This window comes from Ensifer adhaerens (genome assembly GCF_002940685.1).
Lineage (GTDB): Bacteria > Pseudomonadota > Alphaproteobacteria > Rhizobiales > Rhizobiaceae > Ensifer > Ensifer adhaerens_E.
The window spans coordinates 73,537-92,574 of sequence record NZ_PNFP01000014.1; the positions used below are offsets into that span (position 1 = coordinate 73,537).

General features: G+C 58.5%; 19 protein-coding genes and 2 pseudogenes. 10 read left to right on the top strand and 11 right to left on the bottom strand.

The annotated features are described in order from the left end of the window. Window positions 1–140 precede the first annotated feature (140 nt). Window positions 141–584 (top strand): DoxX family protein, encoded by a 444-nt coding sequence (locus C1A35_RS25005; RefSeq protein ID WP_104666969.1) that lies wholly within the window; start codon window positions 141–143, stop codon window positions 582–584. Further along, window positions 581–2,179 carry an MFS transporter gene (locus C1A35_RS25010; RefSeq protein WP_104666970.1) on the top strand — a complete coding sequence of 533 codons (1,599 nt, stop codon included), beginning with the start codon at window positions 581–583 and terminating at the stop codon, window positions 2,177–2,179. The genes C1A35_RS25005 and C1A35_RS25010 overlap by 4 nt, the downstream gene beginning before the upstream one ends. Before the next feature lie 481 nt (window positions 2,180–2,660). Here the strand turns inward: C1A35_RS25010 and C1A35_RS25015 are convergent, their stop codons facing one another. Continuing rightward, window positions 2,661–4,559 (bottom strand): adenylate/guanylate cyclase domain-containing protein, encoded by a 1,899-nt coding sequence (locus tag C1A35_RS25015; protein WP_104666971.1) that lies wholly within the window; start codon window positions 4,557–4,559, stop codon window positions 2,661–2,663. A 149-nt stretch (window positions 4,560–4,708) separates the two neighbouring features. Between C1A35_RS25015 and C1A35_RS37220 the strand changes: the two genes are divergently transcribed. Continuing rightward, entirely contained in the window at window positions 4,709–5,131 is a 423-nt protein-coding gene (locus tag C1A35_RS37220; RefSeq protein WP_158665159.1) for a hypothetical protein, read from the top strand. 128 nt (window positions 5,132–5,259) lie between these two features. Further along, a pseudogene (locus C1A35_RS25025) lies at window positions 5,260–5,781 on the top strand (ATP-binding cassette domain-containing protein); the annotation flags it as partial. 46 nt (window positions 5,782–5,827) lie between these two features. On the opposite strand, the gene C1A35_RS25030 reads toward C1A35_RS25025, so the two are convergent. Genes C1A35_RS25030 through C1A35_RS25040 form a run of 3 tightly spaced genes read right to left on the bottom strand, consistent with a single transcriptional unit; the run spans window position 5,828 to window position 7,628 of the window. After that, complete coding sequence (locus tag C1A35_RS25030; protein WP_104666973.1) at window positions 5,828–6,232, bottom strand: DUF2177 family protein; 405 nt, start codon at window positions 6,230–6,232, stop codon at window positions 5,828–5,830. A 14-nt stretch (window positions 6,233–6,246) separates the two neighbouring features. After that, entirely contained in the window at window positions 6,247–6,918 is a 672-nt protein-coding gene (locus tag C1A35_RS25035; protein WP_104666974.1) for a ChrR family anti-sigma-E factor, read from the bottom strand. After that, window positions 6,915–7,628, bottom strand: a complete 714-nt coding sequence (locus tag C1A35_RS25040; protein WP_234822997.1) for a sigma-70 family RNA polymerase sigma factor — start codon at window positions 7,626–7,628, stop codon at window positions 6,915–6,917. Before C1A35_RS25040 ends, C1A35_RS25035 begins: the two co-directional genes overlap by 4 nt. 89 nt (window positions 7,629–7,717) lie before the next feature. Here C1A35_RS25040 and C1A35_RS25045 point away from each other — a divergent pair, with 89 nt between their 5' ends. The 3 genes from C1A35_RS25045 to C1A35_RS25055 are packed head-to-tail and all read left to right on the top strand — an operon-like array spanning window position 7,718 to window position 11,086. Then, entirely contained in the window at window positions 7,718–9,076 is a 1,359-nt protein-coding gene (locus C1A35_RS25045; RefSeq protein WP_104666975.1) for an FAD-dependent oxidoreductase, read from the top strand. A gap of 5 nt (window positions 9,077–9,081) precedes the next feature. After that, window positions 9,082–9,882, top strand: coding sequence for a DUF1365 domain-containing protein (locus tag C1A35_RS25050; protein ID WP_337442001.1), 801 nt, complete (start codon window positions 9,082–9,084; stop codon window positions 9,880–9,882). Further along, window positions 9,869–11,086 (top strand): SAM-dependent methyltransferase, encoded by a 1,218-nt coding sequence (locus tag C1A35_RS25055; protein WP_104666977.1) that lies wholly within the window; start codon window positions 9,869–9,871, stop codon window positions 11,084–11,086. Before C1A35_RS25050 ends, C1A35_RS25055 begins: the two co-directional genes overlap by 14 nt. Window positions 11,087–11,092: 6 nt before the next feature. Here C1A35_RS25055 and C1A35_RS25060 read toward each other — a convergent pair whose 3' ends face one another. The 5 genes and pseudogenes from C1A35_RS25060 to C1A35_RS36805 all read right to left on the bottom strand — a co-directional run. Then, a complete protein-coding gene (locus tag C1A35_RS25060) occupies window positions 11,093–11,899 on the bottom strand; it encodes an SDR family NAD(P)-dependent oxidoreductase (RefSeq protein ID WP_104666978.1) in 807 nt (268 codons plus the stop codon). 69 nt (window positions 11,900–11,968) lie between these two features. Beyond that, window positions 11,969–13,297 carry an MFS transporter gene (locus C1A35_RS25065; RefSeq protein WP_104666979.1) on the bottom strand — a complete coding sequence of 443 codons (1,329 nt, stop codon included), beginning with the start codon at window positions 13,295–13,297 and terminating at the stop codon, window positions 11,969–11,971. Window positions 13,298–13,299: 2 nt separating this feature from the next. After that, on the bottom strand, window positions 13,300–13,803 hold the full coding sequence (locus C1A35_RS25070) for a DUF3833 family protein (RefSeq protein WP_104666980.1): 504 nt from the start codon (window positions 13,801–13,803) through the stop codon (window positions 13,300–13,302). A gap of 68 nt (window positions 13,804–13,871) precedes the next feature. After that, window positions 13,872–14,261, bottom strand: a complete 390-nt coding sequence (locus C1A35_RS25075) for a hypothetical protein (protein ID WP_104666981.1) — start codon at window positions 14,259–14,261, stop codon at window positions 13,872–13,874. A 173-nt stretch (window positions 14,262–14,434) separates the two neighbouring features. Next, window positions 14,435–14,652: pseudogene (locus C1A35_RS36805) on the bottom strand (type IV secretory system conjugative DNA transfer family protein); the annotation flags it as partial. A 677-nt stretch (window positions 14,653–15,329) separates the two neighbouring features. Here C1A35_RS36805 and C1A35_RS25080 point away from each other — a divergent pair. From C1A35_RS25080 to C1A35_RS25090, 3 genes are read left to right on the top strand one after another with little or no spacing between them, the layout of a single operon-like run. Continuing rightward, window positions 15,330–15,764 (top strand): Hsp20/alpha crystallin family protein, encoded by a 435-nt coding sequence (locus C1A35_RS25080; RefSeq protein WP_158665160.1) that lies wholly within the window; start codon window positions 15,330–15,332, stop codon window positions 15,762–15,764. 10 nt (window positions 15,765–15,774) lie between these two features. Further along, window positions 15,775–16,179: an Hsp20/alpha crystallin family protein gene (locus tag C1A35_RS25085; protein WP_104666983.1), complete on the top strand. Its 405-nt coding sequence runs from the start codon at window positions 15,775–15,777 to the stop codon at window positions 16,177–16,179. A 24-nt stretch (window positions 16,180–16,203) separates the two neighbouring features. Next, window positions 16,204–16,704, top strand: coding sequence for an Hsp20/alpha crystallin family protein (locus tag C1A35_RS25090; protein WP_104666984.1), 501 nt, complete (start codon window positions 16,204–16,206; stop codon window positions 16,702–16,704). A 49-nt stretch (window positions 16,705–16,753) separates the two neighbouring features. Here the strand turns inward: C1A35_RS25090 and C1A35_RS25095 are convergent, their stop codons facing one another. Both C1A35_RS25095 and C1A35_RS25100 read right to left on the bottom strand, forming a co-directional pair. Beyond that, a complete protein-coding gene (locus C1A35_RS25095; RefSeq protein WP_104666985.1) occupies window positions 16,754–17,017 on the bottom strand; it encodes a hypothetical protein in 264 nt (87 codons plus the stop codon). 917 nt (window positions 17,018–17,934) lie between these two features. Further along, the gene (locus C1A35_RS25100) at window positions 17,935–18,951 is read right to left on the bottom strand and encodes a linear amide C-N hydrolase (protein ID WP_440271563.1); all 1,017 of its coding nucleotides are present in this window, start codon (window positions 18,949–18,951) and stop codon (window positions 17,935–17,937) included. Window positions 18,952–19,038: the final 87 nt, after the last annotated feature.

Below are 19,038 nucleotides of genomic sequence, written 5' to 3' on the forward strand. Positions count from 1 at the left end.
CCGGATCACCCGAGCTTCACACTATAATTGCAGAATATGCAATTAAATCGAAACTTTTGCTGCAATTGTTGGCAGGGCGGCGCCCAGACAATATCGCTCCATAGAATGAAACGGCTCGCGGTGAACACGCAGGAGTAGATATGACCTACCAATCTCTAAAATCCCACTCAGTCCGGAGTGGCTTGACACGCGTCGTCGCCTCGCCTGTCGTGCGGACGGTTTCGCTGCTCGCGCTTTGCGCAGCCTATGTCCAGGGTCCGCTCACCAAGATCTTCGACTTCAATGGCGCGTTGGCGGAGATGGATCATTTCGATCTGCAGCCGGCCGCGTACTTCGCAATCGCCGTTATCGCATTCGAACTGACGGCTTCCGCCCTGGTGATCTCCGGCTTCCTGCGGTGGGCGGGTTCCCTGGCGCTGGCCGGCTTCACGCTTCTCGCGACCTTTATCGCTTTGCGCTTCTGGGAGATGGCTCCGGGTCTGGACCGCATGATGGCGACCAACGCCTTCTTCGAACATCTCGGTCTCTGTGGCGCATTCCTCTTCGTCGCCGCATTCGACTTGTCCATGGCAGCTGGCAAATGAGGGCCGCAAAATCATCTGGGGGCACCTTCGCTCCCCTCGCTCAGCCTGTGTTCGCGGTCCTCTGGGTCGCAACCGTCCTTGGCAACACCGGAAGCTTCATGCGCGATGTCGCAAGCTCCTGGCTGATCACAGACCTGTCGGCATCCCCTGCCGCAGTCGCCATGGTTCAGGCGGCGGGAACCCTGCCGATCTTCCTGCTTGCAATCCCTGCGGGCGTTCTCACCGACATCCTCGATCGTCGCAGGTTCCTGATCGCCATCCAGGTGCTGTTGGCCTCCGTCAGTATCTCCCTGATGGTGCTCGCTCAGACTGGCATGCTCTCGGTCAGCGCGCTGATCGGCCTGACCTTCCTCGGCGGCATCGGTGCCGCGCTCATGGGACCGACGTGGCAAGCAATCGTTCCGGAACTGGTGAACCGCGAGAACGTGAAGAGTGCAGTTGCTCTCAATTCGCTCGGCATCAACATTGCCCGATCCATCGGTCCTGCGGCGGGTGGTCTCCTTCTAGCCGCCTTCGGAGCCGGGATCACCTATGGCGCGGACGTTGCCAGCTACATCGTGGTGATTGCTGCTCTCGTTTGGTGGCCTCGTGCGAAGAATGCCAATGACGCGCTTCAGGAGAACTTCTTCGGTGCCTTCCGGGCAGGACTTCGCTACACCCGCTCCAGCAGGCCGCTCCACGTCGTTCTTATACGTGCGGCCGTCTTCTTCGCCTTCGCCAGCGCTGCCTGGGCGCTCTTGCCACTCGTTGCCCGCCAATTGCTCCGTGGTGATGCCAGCTTCTACGGCATCCTCCTTGGTGCTGTCGGAGCAGGTGCGATCGGCGGTGCGCTGGTCATGCCAAAATTGCGCGAACGCCTGAGTTCCGACGGTCTTCTTCTTGGTGCAGCGGTGATCACTTCCATCGTCATGGGTGTTCTGTCGCTTGCTCCGCCGCGACTCGCCGCGCTCATCGGACTTCTTTTCCTCGGGGGCGCATGGATCACCGCCCTGACGACACTCAATGCCGCCGCGCAGTCCGTCCTACCAAACTGGGTGCGAGGTCGTGGTCTCGCCGTCTATCTGACGGTCTTCAACGGCGCGATGACAGCAGGAAGCCTCGGCTGGGGCGCTGTCGGTGAGGCTGTCGGCATTCAGTCCACCTTGGTCATCGGATCCGTCGGCCTCCTAATCGCCGGGTTCGTCATGCATCGCGTGAAACTCCCGGCAGGCGATGCCGACATGGTGCCGTCGAACCACTGGCCGGAACCTCTTGTCGCCGAACCTGTCGCCCACGACCGTGGCCCGGTTCTGATACTCATCGAGTATCGTGTCGAGAAGCACCACCGCAGCGCATTCCTGCACGCTCTCGACGATCTCTCCTACGAGCGTCGGCGCGATGGAGCCTATGGATGGGGTGTCACCGAAGACTCAGCCGACCCCGAGAAGATCGTTGAGTGGTTCATGGTTGAGTCCTGGGCTGAGCACCTTCGCCAGCACAGGCGGGTGTCCAACGCCGACGCCGATCTGCAGGGCAAGATAGTTGCTTACCATGTCGGCCCCGACAGGCCTGTCGTTCGTCACTTCCTGACGATAAATCGACCCAGTATCGCATAACGGATAGAGGAGCGGCGGCTGCGGCCGCCGCTTGGTTTGTTTATCCCACGCTGCCAGCCGTGCAAGCTATGTTCTCGACGCCTCGCTGACGAACCAGAAGATCTATCTGTTCTCCGCCCATGGGCTCGGGGTCAACGGATACTTTGGCACCCCCAGACATGCGTCGCCAGTTCGATTCCTTTCAAGGCGAGAGGTTCGTCAATTCGGTCCAATGCGGACGATAGCTTCGCGATGTCGCCCATCAATTGCTGGGTCCGCGACAGTCATCCGTCAGCTCAGCGGGCGGCCGTCGGGCAGGAAAATTGGCGTGTGCGCCTGGTCGCGGGTTCAAGATTCGATCTTGGGTCTTGCGCAGGCATCCTTATGACCTTATCCCGATTACTGTCACTAATTGACATCGCACTTCGAATTAGAATGTACCTTCTGGGATGGACGATCAGGCGATGGAGCTTGGTCCCGTTGACTTGCTTGGCTTGGTCCTTCAATGCGGTTGGGGCGAAGTACATTCCGGCAGGCGCAACGGCTTCTCCATCTTCGCGAGCTCTTCCGCCTTGGCGCAATCAGGAAAGCCGACCAGCCGCATGGTTTCGATCAACCGCTGGCGCTCCGCTTCGTTGAAACCGGGAATGTTGACAAATCCCTCGACCGTCAAATTGGGAAACCGCTTGAGTCCGTCCGTTACTGAGACCTTCGCTTCTTCAGTTCGGCCAAGAGCCGCAAGCGCGCCAGAACGCATCACCCAGTGTTTCCTGCCATAGTTTTCCGGCGTCAAACGGTCCAGCATCCGCAGCGCATCCTCATACCGGCCAGCCATGAAGTAGGCATGAGTGAAAATCCTGGCGCTCCACATCGGGAAACCGGGGTTGAGACTGATCGCCTTGTCGACCAGTTCCGCGGTGCGCTCGGGCTCGCCGAAGGTCGAGGCCCAATCTATATAGAATGTCAAAACTTCGAACTGACCGGGAGCGAGGCGCAGCGCGGTATCGAACTCTGCCTTGGCGCGTTCGATTTCGCCTCTGTCACCTAAAATGATGGCATAAACAGCATGCGCCTCGGCATCGCGCGGGTCGAGCTGGACGGCGCGCTCGGCAGCCTCGGCAGACAGAGCCCGGTTCTTTTCGGGTTCAACCCCAAAACCGGTCAAGACACCATGGGAATGGCTAAGTTCGACCCAGGCGCGGGCAAGGCCGGGGTCCAGTTCGACTGCGCGGGTAAGCAGCCTGACGGCCTCCTCGACATCTGCCTGATTGACTTGCTCGAGTTTTTCGGTGCCCAGCAGATAAAGTTCGTAGGCATTGAGATTCTCAGGCGGCTTTCGGTGGGCAGTGATGCGGCCGGCCTCCTGGACCAAACCTGCGCCACCGCCAAGGCGGTTCGAAATCTGCTCGGAAATTTCGATCTGGATTGCAAACAAGTCCTCGTCCGGCCGGTCCCAGCGCTGCGACCAAAGATGTTTGCCCGTTTTGGCGTCGATGAGCTGCGCCGTAATTCTTACGCGCTCAGACTGTCGCTGGATGGAGCCCTCGACCACAAATCCGGCGCCAAGCGCCTTACCCACTTCCCTCGGCCCGGCTGGTTTGTCCCGGTATTGTTCGGTCGAGTTACGGGCGATCACCTGGAATTCAGGGAACCCCGCCAGATCGGTGATTATGTCCTCAGTGAGGCCATCGGCGAGGCGTCCGGTCGCCTCGTCGCCGCCGTAGTTGTCGAATGGCAGCACCGCTACCGAAGGTTTGCCGCTTTCTATTGCAGTCGGCCAGAATTGCCAGACCGCCCCGGCCAAAAACAGAATAAGGACTGGCAAGGCTGCTGCTGCCCAAACCCAGCGCGGCGGCGATGACCGCGCTGGTCGGCGAGCGGCTCGTCCCTCAAGGATGACGCGGAAGGCCTGCACCGGTTCGACGATATTCTTCACCTTCTGTTCGCCCATCGGCTCGAAGCCGAAAGCCAGCTTCTTCTCAACCTCCCTGGTGACCTTTCCCGAGACACAGATGCCTCCCGGGTCTGCCAGTTGCTGAAGCCTGGCCGCGACATTGACGCCCTCGCCATACCGGTCCTCGCCCTCGACGATGACCTCGCCGAGATTGATCCCAATCCTGACTCGGATCCGCTGGTCCTCGGGAACGGCGGCATTCCGTTCCGCCAGACCGCGCTGCAGCGAGACGGCGCATTCCACGGCGTCCACCACACTGCCAAATTCGGCGAGCATCCCGTCACCCATGAGCTTGAAAATCTGGCCGTGATGGCGGGCAATCTCCGGCTCAAACAGTTCCTTGCGTCGGGCACGAAGGCGCTCGAATGTGCCGGACTCGTCGCGTTCCATCAGCGCGGAATAGCCCACGACATCAGCAGCGAGGATAGCGGAAAGCTTGCGGTCCATTGGTTCAGCCTAACCCACCGGATTATAGGTCTGGTCGCACTTAAATGAAACTTCAGACCGACAGCGCTTTAGGGGAACCCGCGTATCATCCAACACGTCTACTGAACGCCGCAGGCGGTCCCCGGAGTGGAATGCCCAGGTGAATCCGATTGTGGATCGCAAAATGTATCGACTGGAAGGGGGCGGCGCCCAGCACATCCCCGTTGGCTGTTCACTCCGTCTTTCGAGCCAGTATCAGCGCTGCTTCCACGCCCGATAGCTGCATCCTCTTGCTTCAATTCATCATATTGATGAGACCGGGCGCCGGAGAGGGCTTCTCGGACAAGCGCCTCCTCGGATTCAAAATGGGTGCAGAATGCTCCGTTCGTCAGACCGGCATCCGCCATTATGCCCGCCAATCCGGTGGCCGAAGCGCGGTCCTTTCGAAAGCGCTTGGACGCGACATCGACAATGCGCCGGCGTATGCTTTCGTTGTGACCCTTCTCAAACCTACGGTGCTCCGCGTCGACGCGCCCGCGACGCCGAAGCGTCTCGCGTTTTTCAGTGGAAGTGGGTTGATGGGAGAAGAATGATCGCAGAGAATGCTCGGCGCAATCTAAACATTGTACTCGGAGCAATAAATGTCGAACTCCGAATATATCAGCCTGGCGGACGTGGTCGCGGCGCAGATCCAATGGTGACCTGATGGTACAGGACGCCGAGATGCATCGCTTCGATGCGCTCTCGTTTGTCGATGGTTTTTCAGCAGTTTAACCTGTGGAGCCACATGACGGCGAAGGAGAACGTGATGCTGGGGCCAATGCGAGTTCAGGGGATAAACCGCGCCGGGGCCGCTGAGCTAGCCGATGGGTACTTGGCGAAAGTTGGCGTATCGCATCGACGGGACGCCTTTCCGGCATTTCTCTCAGGCGGAGAACAGCAGCGCGTAGCGATCGCCCGGGCGCTCGCGATGGAACCGGAGATCATGCTTTTCGACGAGCCCACCTCGGCGCTTGATCCCGAACTTGTCGGCGAGGTGCTTCGGGTCATGCGGGGATTGGCCGAGGAGGGAAGAACGATGATCGTCGTCACCCACGAAATGGCGTTTGCGCGCGACGTTGGCAATCATGTCATCTTTCTCAGCCAGGGTGTGATCGAGGAACAGGGCCATCCACGCGACGTTCTGAGCAATCCGAGTTCCGAACGTCTTCAAAGCTTTCTTTCTTCGCGGCACACGAATTGAGCGCCCCTGGCCGCTTCTCCGAGTTGGGTGATCTGGAGAAGTCGGATCATATCAACTTTTGCACCGCCGAAGCGGAAAAATACCCGGCGAGAGCGGACGCCGTGGTTATGAACACACCCCAACCAATGTCCACCAAGCTTACCTCCAACGACCACCCCTTGATCGTTGCCAGATTTGTCATGTCGTAGGTGCCGAAAGCGACAAGGCCGAGCACAGCGCCCGATACCAGTGCTGTCGTCCAACGTCCGGCGCTGAGCGCAGGCATGACGGCAAAGTACGAAACGCCGGTGACATAGATGAGGTAAAACGCCGCTGCGGCAATGAAATCTGGGTGGTCGAGCAGAAGTTCTCCAATTCGGCTGCGATAGAACTTCGACGACCCGGTCAGCCATAAGAAGTCTAAGCCGAGGAAGACGATCGCTGTCGCCACGTAGGAGATCGCGTAGGTCATCCGGTCGTCTCCGATCAGATCCGAAGCACAGGTTGTAGCAAACGCATAAACCAGCTCGAGAACCTGAGCGGCGCGTCGGTTACCGCCAGACAGATACAGTCTTGGCCGGGCGTTGCCACGGGCTGGTGTTCAACGCTCGCGTCTGCCTCCTCAATATCACCGCGGGCGAACAAGAGTTCACCGTCGTGGAAGCTGCCGCGGAGCACCAGTGTTAATTCGCGCCCTCCGTGACTGTGTTCAGGCACCGGTTTTCCAGCGGGTATGCGAAGCAGACGCGCCGTTGTCGACCGATCGGCGAGCTTGATCGGAATATGATACGCGCCACGTCCCAGGGACTTCCATTTCAAGTCCGCCAGATCTCCCCCAAGATAGGTTCGCAACGGTTCCGGGATAGTTGGTGGCGAAACCATTTTGACTGCTTCCGTCGGCTGCCTCGGCGAGGCGCTACGGTTTCTCTCCCCGTTTCGTATGCGCTGTTTCAACCGATCGAAGGACGAGACCTCGATTGGTACTGGCGATATGCTCTCAAAGAGCTCTCCGGCCGCGTCTTCCATCAGCGTCAGCCTCGCCCGGCAGTTCGGGCACAGGGCAAGATGCGTTGCAACAGCCAGTCGCCAACCCTCTTCAAGCGTGCCGGACGCAAATCCCACCAGCAGTTCGTCGCTCAGATGATGACGGATATTCATTTTCCGTCCTCCAGCGCAGCTCGAAGCCTGGCAAATGCAAGTCGGATTCTCGACTTCACCGTTCCAAGCGGCAGGTTCAGCTTGGTGGCGATCTTACTATGAGAACAATCGTCGAAGAACGACAGCGTCAGCAATTGGATCTGCTCCTGAGGCAAGTCCTTCATCGCGTCCTTCAACCGCGTCGCATCCTGGCGATCTGCCAGCGCGTTCTCCGCGCTTTTGGTATCGTCCGGCACAAATGCTGGGTCATTGACGTCGAAATCCGGCCTCCGGTTCTTGCGGTAGGCGTCAATACGAAGGTTGCGGGCAATCGTGAAGATCCACGTGCCTGCGTTACCGCGTGTCGCTTCGAACTGGCCTGCCTTGTTCCAAACAGTGATCATCACTTCCTGCATCAATTCCTCGGCGATGTTCGGATCACGCGTGAGGCGCGCCATATAGGCCTTAACGCGCGGACCGTAATACCGGAACAGTGTCTCAAAAGATTGGATGTCCCCGTCGCGGCCAACAGCCTCCAGCAGCGAGCAGGCTTCATCGTTCGTCAGTTCCCCGGCCGGCTCTATCATGCGTCCACGCTTCTTGTACCTCCCAAGCTCGACCAGCGACTCATGCTCAGGTCGAACAAATGGGATATCTGGACCAGCGGTAGCCGAAATCGCAAGAATTGTCTCCATGGCACCAGTTACGATGCCTTCCGCTTCTTGGATCATGGTCGATCAAAATTTTCCGACGGGTTCAATCCGATCGGGAGATTTTTCCGTAGTGCGTTCGTAATTGCTGGTCAAAATGAGGGGACGACATGCGATTTGATCGGGGTATGAGGGGTGAATTCGGACAACGGCGTGTGGCTGTCATTGGCGCCGGTATTTCGGGTATGTCCGCGGCCTGGCTACTCGGTAAAAGCTTGGAGGTGGTGCTATACGAAGCCGGCGATAAGCCCGGAGGTCATGCCAATACAGTTGTCGCCCCTACGGCTTCTGGGCCGGTTCCCGTCGACGCAGGGTTCATTGTTTACAACGATCGCAACTATCCCAACCTTGTTGCGCTGTTTGACCACCTCAACGTCCCGACCCAAGCATCCAACATGTCGTTCTCAGCGTCTTTGGATGGCGGGGCATTCGAATACTCGGGCTCTGGTTTGTCAGGCTTGTTTGCTCAGCCGTTGAACGCACTTCGTCCGCGCTTTTGGAGGATATTGTCAGACATTTTGCGCTTCTATCGCGCCGCTCCCGGGGCCCTCAAGTGCCGGAATTTGGTTGCCAAGACACTGGGCGAGTATCTCGACGAGAATGGCTATAGCCAGGCTTTCATTACCGACCATCTCCTTCCCATGGGCGCTGCGATCTGGTCTACGACGACCACGCGCATGCGCGATTATCCCCTCCATGCCTTCATTCGGTTCTGCGACAGTCATGGTTTGCTTGCATTGACGGACAGACCTCGCTGGCGAACGGTGACCGGCGGAAGCCGAGAATATGTTGACAGGTTAATGGCGGACTATTCCGGCGAGCTTCGAACAGGAAGGGCAGTCCGCGAGATCCGCCGCGAGGTGGGGACGGTGGCCATAACCGATCGTGATGGCAATCGTGACACGTTCACGGATGTGGTCATCGCGACTCACGCCGACCGGGCCCTGGCGATGCTTGCTGAGCCTGACGCACGTGAGAGAGAGCTGTTGTCGGCAATCGGTTACACGAGCAATAGGGCGGTTCTGCACACGGATGTCTCATTGATGCCCAAGCGGCGAAATGTGTGGTCGAGCTGGAACTACATTGGCGCGTCGGATGATTACGGTGAACGCCAGCTGTGTGTGACCTATTGGATGAACCGGTTGCAAGGTATCGATCCGGCAACACCACTTTTTGTGACGCTCAACCCGCATCAAAAGATAGCCAGTGAGCGGATAATCGCGTCGTTCGACTATGACCATCCTCTGTTCGATCAGCGAGCCTTGGCGTCTCAAAAGGAGCTTTGGCGTCTCCAGGGACGTGGCGGTGTCTGGTTTTGCGGGGCGCACTTCGGGAGCGGATTCCATGAGGACGGTCTGCAGTCCGGGCTTGCTGTTGCCGAGGCCATCTCCGGCATGCGGCGTCCGTGGGCGGTCCGTGACGATTCTGGCCGGATCCCCTCCGAGATCGGTTACGCGGCGGCTCAATGATGTCAATGTCGGCTCTTTACAGCGGGCACGTGTGGCACGTTCGGTTTCGGCCCCGCCGACATCGGCTTTCCTACAGAGTCTTTTCGCTGCTTCTCGATCTGGATGAGTTGGCGTCTTTGGACCGCAAGCTGCGCCTGTTCGGCCATAATCGCTGGGCTCTGTTCAGTTTTCGCGACAGCGATCACGGGAGCGGTGAAGTGGGCGCGCTTCGCAGTTGGGTCGAGCGGCAGCTTTCCGAGGCTGGAGTGCACGCGCAGAAGCTGCGGATCCGTGTGCTATGTTACCCCCGCATACTCGGCTACGTCTTCAACCCGTTGACTGTTTTTTACTGCGAAACAGACGATGGCCAAGTCCGGGCCGTCCTCTATGAGGTCTGCAACACGTTCCACGAACGTCACACCTATGTCATTCCGGTGAGCGACGGCCACCTTGGAGCGGTCCGCCAGTCGTGCGCCAAGGAACTTTACGTTTCTCCGTTTGTACCCATGGATTGCCGCTACGAGTTCAACCTCACACCGCCGGGGGAAAGTGTGCTCGTCGACATAACCGAAAACGATCGTGACGGACGGCTTCTCAAGGCGGCGTTTTCAGGAAAAAGGGAAGAGATCTCGGACACGAGGCTTCTTCTGACCTTCCTGAAACACCCCCTCATGACTGTCAAAGTAATGAGTGCGATCCACTGGGAGGCGCTCAAAATCTGGCTAAAGGGCGTGCCGGTGCATCGCCATCGGCCGGCGGACCTGCGGGTCGCCACAACGATTGTCTCCAGTTCGGAAGAGAAAGACCTGATGCATGAGCGAGCTTGACCGGAGTGCGGCGTTCTCAATATCGTCGGGCCGCCCGCTGTGGCAGAAAATAGTATGCGGTTGGCTTGACCGGATCGAACGTGGGCAATTGCGCGCGGAGTTCCCCTGCGGCGCAGTGCATGTGGTGAAAGGCACCGTCCCCGGTCCCACTGCAGCGATCGTCTTTACGAATGCAAGACCGGTCTGGCGTATGCTCACGAGCGGCAGCCTTGGGTTTTCGCGATCCTATCTCGATGGGGACTGGGAGACGCCAGACTTGGGTGCGCTCATGGATCTGGCGCTTGCCAACGAAGAGACCCTCAAGCCTGCGCTCGCCTCTCGCCCGCTATTAAGCCGCCTCGCTTATCTCCGGCATCTGTTCAGACGAAACTCCCGTGCCGGGAGTCGCCGAAACATCGCGTTCCATTACGACCTCGGGAACGGTTTCTACCGCGCATGGCTCGATGAGACGATGACCTACTCTGCCGCCATCTTTGAGCGGCAAGGGCAGTCACTCGGTGAAGCCCAGCAAGCCAAGTACAACAGGATCCTAAGTGAGCTTCGAATCGGTCCGCAAGATCATGTTCTTGAGATCGGTTGCGGCTGGGGCGGGTTTATGGAGTACGCTGCCTCGCGCACGGGGTGTCGCATTACCGGGCTGACTTTGTCGAAGGAGCAGGCCGACTTTGCGAGAGCTCGGCTGGCAAACAAGGGATTGTCTCCGTTGGCCGAGATGCGGCTGCAGGACTACAGGGATTGTGAAGGACGTTTCACCAAGATCGTCTCGATAGAGATGTTCGAAGCCGTCGGCGAGGAGAATTGGCCGGTTTACTTCGAGAAGCTGCGGACGAACCTCGCTCCTGGCGGCCAAGCGCTGATCCAGGTGATTACGATCGACGAGAGGCGGTATGAGCGGTATCGGCAAAACGCCGATTTCATTCAAACCTATGTGTTTCCCGGTGGCATGCTGCCTTCTGCGGCAGTTTTCAGGCAGAAGGCTGTCACCTCCGGATTTATGGTGCTGGACGCATTTTCCTTCGGCCGTGACTACGAGAAAACCCTGCTCTTGTGGGAAGGTGCTTTCCTCAAAAGTTGGCACAAGATTGAATCCGCTGCATTCGACGAACGGTTCAAGCGCTTGTGGCGCTACTACCTTCACTACTGCGCCGCCGGCTTTCGCAACGGTACCATCGATGTCTACCAGTTCCGGCTCGAACCAACGTGACGGAGGTCAGGTGTGGTCCTCACGCAACATGCGGCGCGTCAAGGCGAACCGCAGGCTTGGAGGAAGTGCCTTCAATAGCTTCAAGACCACTTTCATCCTCCACGGGAATGCGATCTCGAACTTCCCCCGCTCAAGCCCGCGCATGATGTATTCCGACGCACGTTCCGAAGAGATCAGGAACGGCATTGGAAAGTCATTCTGACGCGTCAACGGCGTATCGACAAATCCTGGATTGATAATTGTCATCTGAACGCCCTGCCGTTCTAGTTCGGGATAAAGGGCTTCGCACATGTTTATCAAGGCGGCTTTCGTTGCGCCGTAGCCCGCGGCACCAGGAAGACCGGTGTAGCCCGCCACAGATGCCATGACTGCAATCCGACCCGACCGGCGCGCGGTCATTGCTGGCATGATCGCCTGCAAACAATTGACGGTGCCCATGATATTGAGCCCGACCATCTCTCCGATCGCCGCGGCGTCGAAAGTCGACAGGCTGTCGCGCCGGTACGTTCCTGCGCCGAAAACCGCCAAGGAAATTGGACCCAGACGCATTTCAATATCGCGTACGGTGATTTCTGTCGCTTCGCGGTCGGTCACATCGAGGGGAAAGGCGTGGATCTTATTTTCCGGCGATTGTGCGAGAGTATCGAGCTCCACCGAGTTGCGCGCGCTGACGGCGACGGTCCAGCCGTCATGTGCCAAACGGATTGCAAGCGATTTCCCGATGCCGGAGCTTGCGCCCGTAACCCACGCCACCTTTCGCCGATCGGTCTCGTGGAAGGCGTGATTGTTGATCAAATCGCGATCGATCGTCATTAAAAACCTACCTCAGTCGGCGATGGAAAAAATGTCTTCAGCCCGCAGCCGAAGACGGGCGCCATATCGTCATATCCGTCCAACAACCTCTCGCTGGGCAACACGATCGATCGGAAAGCGCCACATCAGTCCGATAGCTCCAAGCTTCGGAACGATCGGTGCCCAGGCGTAAAGCATCGAAAGACCGTTGAGGGCGTCGGACGACGGACGATCTTGAGCCGGGTCGAAGCCAAGCAAACTGAGCACGGGAAACGTCACTCCTACGGCTGTCGCGAGAGAGAGCTTCGTGGCAAGCGCCCACGCGGCGAAATACATGCCGGAACGCTGAGAACCTGAGACTGCGGTGTCGGTGTCGATGACGTCTGCCTGCATGGACGGCGGCAGGACCAGGTCGAAGCCGAGCAGAAGCCCGGTGCACACGCATATCGCACCGAAGGCGACCAGGTCGCCGTCGCCGAGAAATCCAGATATGCCGAAGATGGCGCACGTCGCCAGCATAGCGACGCTCCAGGCCTTGTGCTTGCTCCAGCGCCTTGCAGCCTTTGCCGCGAGCGGTACGCCAAGCATTGCGCATGCGAAATAGACCAGGAGAAACGGGCCGCGCCACTCCGGAGCTCCCAGCCGCTCTGACACAAAGTAGAGAAACAAAGTGGCTGGGATTGCGTTGGCAAATCCATTCAAAAGAAAAGCGGTGATGAGACGCAGGAACGACCGGTTCCTCGACATGAAAACCAGGCTTTGCATCAAGCCAAGCTGCCGCGTCGACCGATTGACGGGTTCGGGGACGAAAACGAATGCCGCAAGACTTGTGATCGGAAGCATCACCGCAACGAGGAGGGCTATCGTCTCTAGGCCCTCCGCACCACTGCTGGCTGTCGTCCCGAAAACGAATGGCAGGCTTATGGCCGCCAAGGTGCCGATCAGTGTGGCCCCTTCGCGGAAAGCGGCGATGCGTGTTCGCTCGGCATAGTCGCTTGAAAGTTCTGCACCCCAGGCGGTGTAAGGAAGAGAGGTCCAGGTAAAGCCAAGAGACAAAAGCCCGCCCCATAGGACCAGATAGCCAAGTCCGACCGTTTGCGGCGGCCAGAAAAGCATGAAGGCGGCGCTTGCAGTCACCGGGATCGACGCGATAAAAAACCCGCGACGGCGACCGCCGACGCCATGCCACCGGTCGGCCAGCCAGCCGAATATCGGATCGCTCGCGGCATCAAGAAGACGAATCGCAAAAAGTACGCCCCCGACGGCCGCGACCGGCAGTCCCATCACTTCGGAATAAAATGTTGGAACGATTACGAAAATCGGCAAAGCTAGCGCGGCCAACGGAAACGCTGGTAGTGCATAGAGGATGAGTGTCGATGCCTGCGACCTGTAGGCTGTTCCGCCCGATGCTTCCCCCATCGTCACCGTCTCCTGAACTCGACACGCGTCCAGGCAACCGGCAATCCGAACTTCGTCACATAGGCGGTATTGAGGACGCGACGATCAGTGTTTAACGTCATGGTGTCGTGAAAGCGCACTTTGTTTCTGCGGTTTTTCGGGTCCAGAAACAACAGGTAGCTGAAGCGTGCGACGTTATCCTCAATACGCACCTCAGTCTCACCGATCACGTCCTCGCGCGTACCCCTGTATCTGCCGGGTCCATCCTTGACGAAACGCCACGTCTTGCGATCGCGAGCGCCGTCATCAAACGTGAAATCTTCCCTGAGCGTTAAGGTTCGACCATCCCATTTGCCCAGCAACTGAACCTGGAAGGTCTTCTTGACTCCGGTGATGCTGCGAAAGCTGCCCTCGGCGCTCGACCTGCCGGTAAAGAAGCGCTCAAGCGAAAAGGTTTCGGCGGCCGCGGGTGTAACAAATGCGAGGTTCATAGCGATGACCGTGAGAAAAACACAGATGGTGTTCATGCTCGTTCTCCGTCAAACGGAATTGCGCGGCATAAGCATCAATTCCACTCCCCGTATCCGGTGCCATTTCAAAGCTCGGGGCCGATTCGGGCGATACCGGTCTTTCCGTCGTTCCGGATCCACTTCAGCTTCTGTTCGTTGACTCGATACAGCTCGAAACACATCGGGCGACCGTCGTACCAGCTGCGAAACCGCTGGCAGAGACGATCGGAGTCTATCCACCATTTGCCCGTGTCCTTCGGCTTGACGAACCGACCAAGGCCCAGGGCTTCGCCGTCCCCGTCGACACTGCCACTCCTTCGATAGTTCAGGGGGAATTCTCCACCCAGCGGTGCTGCAAGGAAAATGCGGCGGCCGACTATTTCTCCCTCGATCTCGTTTGCCTTGTATCGCTCCGCGGCGGCCCCTGACGGAACGGCTGCGCACACAGCTGCGATCGCTATTGCGGTTCGGAACATGGTCGTTCGTTCGCTCCCGTTGTTTTTGTCAGCTGAATTACGAGACCTGGGTGCGGTTGGATCAGTCTGGATCAGCATTGAAGTGATTCTGATTGGGCGATGCTCCGGCCCCATGCTCATGCATGCAAGGAGTGAAGGCCATAGTGGACGGACCGTCCGTCGCGTACGGACTGCCGCCGATGCGACCGACTTATCACCGCCGCCATGAGCGGACTGTCGAGAAAATGGGTATGGCGCTGCGCCGCCGACTGCACGCTGGCGGCTTCACAATCCGATTTGCCGGCCATTCGCCTCATTCCATCTCCTGAATGCGCGCCATTAGCGCCAGGAAGTGCTAGGGCGCCAAGGTCAGATACTCGCGCAGGATCCCCAGGTGCCGGCGGCCTGGAGACGGCGACAACTGATGCGCCTCACTTGCCGCGTGAGGAATATCTCGAAGGTCGATGGACGCCACTCGCCGTAGTCCGCGGTAGCTGCGGCGTTATCGCCAGCGACAAAGGTGGCAACGTCCATGCCGGAACAATGGCCCAGTCGCGGAAGCGAACGCCCGGTGGCCGGCAGCCAGTGAGGGTCGGAATGCAAAGGCTGGAGACCGCACGGCAGAAATTTGCTGCCAAGCCTCCCCACGTCGTAAATCCGCTCTAGAGGACAGACAATCGTCCGACGCTGATCGCGACCTTCGCGAAATCGCTGCGGCGATCAAGGCCCGCCAGCCAAGCCGTTGGTTCCGGTGAGATCAAAGGCTGCGCGAGCAAAGATGATCCAGCAAGATCGGCCCTTGAAACGCGCGCTCTGCTCACCTACCTCATTTGTGCCGGATGCCTTCTCGGATCCTGGCACGGGAATGATGGTCCGCTTATGCGTTGACCGGGTTCGGTTCATATCTCTTCGCAAGGAGGATATGGTCCGGCGTTTGCCCGACCCCTTTGCGAAGGTATTGTGCGATCGACCGTCTCGGTCTTTTGATCATCAATTCCGTCCATCTCCGATCATGCGGCCTCCGGCATGCACGTACTTGGCACGTCGCAAATCAACTGTGGCTGATTACGCAGCGAAAGGAGGATGTACATGCTGGTATCTGATTATAGCCGCGCCGGGTTCGACCCATTTCTGGAAATGCGGCGAATGCAGCAGGAAATGAATCAGCGCTTATCGGACATGACAGCCAAAGCCGCCCAGGAGTTTCCACCCGTCAACCTCTGGATGGGTGAGGACAGCGTGGCGGTGACTGCTCAATTGCCTGGGATCGCGCCGGACGAGGTCGACCTCACGGTTCGCGAGAATACGTTGACAGTGAGGGGCGAACGCGCTTCCCCGATGGAGGACGAGAAACCCGTCTGGCACCGGCGCGAACGAGTGTATGGAAACTTCTCTCGAACGGTGCAATTGCCTTTCCGCGTCGATCCAGAACAGGTCGAGGCGCGTTTCGCAAACGGGCTTCTTGAAGTCGAGCTGCACCGGCCTGAGACGGATCGGCCGAAGAAGATCCAGATCAAAGGCTAAGGAGGACAAAATGGCTCAGGAACTGAAAACGACCGAACGCCGGGCTCCAAGCCAGCTTGACGGTGGCGAACCGACCCGTGCGCGTGCGGTGTTTATGCCGCGCACCGATATCTATGAGACAGAGGACAATGTCGTTGTTCTCGTCGACATGCCCGGCGTCGCCTCGGAGGGCGTCGACATCACGCTTGAAAAGCGAACGCTGGCGATTCGCGGATTCGCGACGGACCAGCAGCACGACAACTATCGCCAAATCTATGCCGAATACGGCGCCGGCAATTATGAGCGTGTCTTCACCCTGTCCGAGGATATCGATCGGGACAGTATCGAGGCATCGCAGAAGAACGGCGTACTGCGGTTGGTCTTGCCGAAGGCCGCGCCGGCGAAAGCGAGAAAGATCAAGCTGAAGATGGCGTAATCGTCCGGAGAAAGGAGGTTGACCATGCAGATTAGAGATCTGATCCCCTGGGGCAGTAACAAGGGTAGCGAAATGGCGAAGTCTGACGAGGGGAACCCCGTGTTTTCTCTGCAGCGCGACGTGAACCGTATTTTCGAGGATTTCTGGAGGCGGCTCGATCAGCCGTTCGGCGCTTTCGGGCGTTGGGATACCGGTGGGCCGCGAACGGACGTCACCGAAACCGAGTGTGCCATCGAAGTTTCGGTCGAACTTCCTGGAATTGACCAGAGGGATGTCGATGTATCCCTGACGGACAGCGCGCTCACGATAAAGGGAGAAAAGAAGCGTGAGCAAAATGAAAGCAAGAAGGGGTATCATTTGTTGGAACGCTCATACGGGTCCTTCTACCGCTCGATCCCGCTGCCGTCGGGCGTCGACGCGGACAAGGTAGCCGCCCAGTTTGAGAACGGCGTTCTGACCGTGACGCTTCCAAAAACTGACGAAGCGCTGTCGCGTGTTAGGAAGATCGAGGTGAAGGCGACCTGACATCGACTTCACGGTCGTGAGATGTGGCGGACCGCCTCACTTGGTACGACTACTGTAGAGATCTCGTCCGGGGATACGACTTCAGCGAAGCGCGGGCGCGGGCGAGATCTTCTCGGGCGACGGTCAGCATCTCGTCTGCCGTATCGAGGGCCGCGAAAGCAGCCGCACTCGGATTGGGTCGTTCCCCAGTGATGCGAACCCAGGCGCGATCGATTTCAGCAAGAGCCGCGCGAACATTCGCGATCGCTCGTTCGATGGCATCGTAGAGAGCAATTTCTTCTTCGGAGACGATTGGCGAATTGACACCGGTCATCGATCTTTTGCGTGGGTCCATTGTACATGCTCGAATGGTAAATTTACCACGGAAAGCGCTCATTTTAAACAGTCGGCGTGGCGTCGTTGGGACCGCAATTTGCTCCCTCGCCAGAACTCGTGGGCACCGGTGGACGTAGACTAAGGATCAAGGGAGTCGCGACCATGGAAACGGCTGATGAGCGCAGTTTCAACTTCCTCCTGAGGGGCCTTTTGTCTATCCCTTGACCCATGGGGAGGGCTTTGGTTCCCAGCCAATCGGGCCCCTGGACTTAGACCTGTGCGGCCTGGCATGTATAGCGCGGCAATCAGAACGCGACGAGACTCTTGTCTCATCCTGATCGCCGCGCATGGCAGGACTTGGACATGGCTTAGGATGTTACGGCGCCGAGGCAAAAATCAAGCAGGCCCGGAACTAGATTCGAGCTCATCCGTTTCGATCGCGGGCCCCGCGTGTTGGCCCTGGGTCGCTTTCGTGGCCATTTTTTTATAGCCGGCGGGAACTCATTTCCGATATCGGCGTTTTCAGGCCTGTGAGACCCATGAGCCCCCGATCAGGGTTTCGCCTTCATCAATCCCTCCGGATGTGAAGTTCGATAGGTGCCTCATGGCCTCGTCTCTCCCCGGACGAGGCCATTCTTTTGCAATCCCTCGGGCGGCGCTGGCGAATGGAGATCCGCGCCCTACATCAGCTATTGCGCATGTACTCCCGCACTCCGGGCATTGAGAGCACAACCGGGCTTCATCATTGAGGCCACTTGGCCTCGTCGCGCCCCACCGGGAGACCTTCGTTTTTTGAAACAAGCGAGCGGGTTCTTCGTGACAAATGTCGAGTCACCTGGGACATGATCGATTTTGATTGTCTGCCTCAGCCGCGGGTTCGAAAATCAACCCTCCGGTTGCGTTTGATCCGAGCACTTACAGCTGAAGACCCAGGAACTTGAACGGCTCAGCCGGCTTGAAATCACCTGTGGCGTCGCCCGAATAGGTGTGATCCTGGTTTTCGCCGAGGTCGAGTTTCATCACCTTGCCCGTCTCTTTGGCGAAATCGACCTTCTTGAGGTCGATCCAAAAGGTATTCGGCGTCAGCGCGGACTCGAAGAAATAGAGCTTGCGCTTGTGATCGACGACGGTACGCCAGCGGGTCGAGGAGATGTTCGGTTCCTCCGGCGTGTTCAGTCCATAGGGCACCGAGACATTGCGAATGACGCTGAAGACGCTGGCAAGCGCCCGGTCGGGGTTCTGGTCCTTCGGAATGGCGTTCACGTAGAACGAGGCGCGTGCGAACCGGTCCGATGCCCGGTTGGTGCCGGGCAGCATCACCGTGCCGCCGATCTGCTTCCAGTAGGCATTGAGTGCCAGTTGCTGGTCGAAGACGGGCGAATTGGTCATCACCTGGTACTTGCGATCGTGATGGATCACCTGCTTGCCGCCGATATACTCGACGATGGCACTGTCGCCGGTGCTATCGGAAATCGAAAGGTGCAGAGTCGTCAGCCGGTTCTCGCCGGGAACGTTGTCGGTGACGATGGTGAAGGGTTCTTTGTCGAGCGCTGCGACTGCCTCTTCGACGGTCGCGAAACTGTCGAGCACATATTGCGCCCAGGCGGCGATCGTCAGACCCGGTTTCGATTTGTCGTCGAAATTGGGATACTCGGATTCGACGAGCCAGAGCAGGTTGGCATTGAGGCCGGCCTCGTTGATGCCATCGGTGGTGGAGACGTCATATCCGGTGGCAACGACGCTGCCGTATTTCGCCGTCCACTTGAACGAATTGGGACCGGCCTGTCCGTTCCGTTCGAGACCGCGCGGCAGCACCCAGAGATTGGTCGCCACGTCGCTCTTCCAGTCCATCGAGCGGGCGGTGATGATGTTGTTTTCGGGGCCGAGATAGACGAGGCGCGTGCAGGCGTCAGCGGTTGACTGCCCGAACATAAGAAGGGCGGCAAGCGCCGCGGTCACCGAGCGAACAGCGGACGTTCCGTTGAACAGCATGCCATTTTCCTTCCTGGGTTGAATGGG

Excerpts from the sequence above, each read along its gene's own strand:
- C1A35_RS25070 (WP_104666980.1), bottom strand. The coding sequence starts at position 13,803 with ATGAACACCATCTGTGTTTTTCTCACGGTCATCGCTATGAACCTCGCA.
- C1A35_RS25060 (WP_104666978.1), bottom strand. The coding sequence starts at position 11,899 with ATGACGATCGATCGCGATTTGATCAACAATCACGCCTTCCACGAGACC.
- C1A35_RS25035 (WP_104666974.1), bottom strand. The coding sequence starts at position 6,918 with ATGAATATCCGTCATCATCTGAGCGACGAACTGCTGGTGGGATTTGCG.
- C1A35_RS25010 (WP_104666970.1), top strand. The coding sequence starts at position 581 with ATGAGGGCCGCAAAATCATCTGGGGGCACCTTCGCTCCCCTCGCTCAG.
- C1A35_RS25095 (WP_104666985.1), bottom strand. The coding sequence starts at position 17,017 with ATGACCGGTGTCAATTCGCCAATCGTCTCCGAAGAAGAAATTGCTCTC.
- C1A35_RS25055 (WP_104666977.1), top strand. The coding sequence starts at position 9,869 with ATGAGCGAGCTTGACCGGAGTGCGGCGTTCTCAATATCGTCGGGCCGC.
- C1A35_RS25080 (WP_158665160.1), top strand. The coding sequence starts at position 15,330 with ATGCTGGTATCTGATTATAGCCGCGCCGGGTTCGACCCATTTCTGGAA.
- C1A35_RS25015 (WP_104666971.1), bottom strand. The coding sequence starts at position 4,559 with ATGGACCGCAAGCTTTCCGCTATCCTCGCTGCTGATGTCGTGGGCTAT.
- C1A35_RS25075 (WP_104666981.1), bottom strand. The coding sequence starts at position 14,261 with ATGTTCCGAACCGCAATAGCGATCGCAGCTGTGTGCGCAGCCGTTCCG.
- C1A35_RS25040 (WP_234822997.1), bottom strand. The coding sequence starts at position 7,628 with ATGATCCAAGAAGCGGAAGGCATCGTAACTGGTGCCATGGAGACAATT.
- C1A35_RS25030 (WP_104666973.1), bottom strand. The coding sequence starts at position 6,232 with ATGACCTACGCGATCTCCTACGTGGCGACAGCGATCGTCTTCCTCGGC.
- C1A35_RS25050 (WP_337442001.1), top strand. The coding sequence starts at position 9,082 with ATGTCGGCTCTTTACAGCGGGCACGTGTGGCACGTTCGGTTTCGGCCC.
- C1A35_RS25005 (WP_104666969.1), top strand. The coding sequence starts at position 141 with ATGACCTACCAATCTCTAAAATCCCACTCAGTCCGGAGTGGCTTGACA.
- C1A35_RS25045 (WP_104666975.1), top strand. The coding sequence starts at position 7,718 with ATGCGATTTGATCGGGGTATGAGGGGTGAATTCGGACAACGGCGTGTG.
- C1A35_RS25065 (WP_104666979.1), bottom strand. The coding sequence starts at position 13,297 with ATGGGGGAAGCATCGGGCGGAACAGCCTACAGGTCGCAGGCATCGACA.
- C1A35_RS25085 (WP_104666983.1), top strand. The coding sequence starts at position 15,775 with ATGGCTCAGGAACTGAAAACGACCGAACGCCGGGCTCCAAGCCAGCTT.
- C1A35_RS25090 (WP_104666984.1), top strand. The coding sequence starts at position 16,204 with ATGCAGATTAGAGATCTGATCCCCTGGGGCAGTAACAAGGGTAGCGAA.
- C1A35_RS25100 (WP_440271563.1), bottom strand. The coding sequence starts at position 18,951 with ATGTTCGGGCAGTCAACCGCTGACGCCTGCACGCGCCTCGTCTATCTC.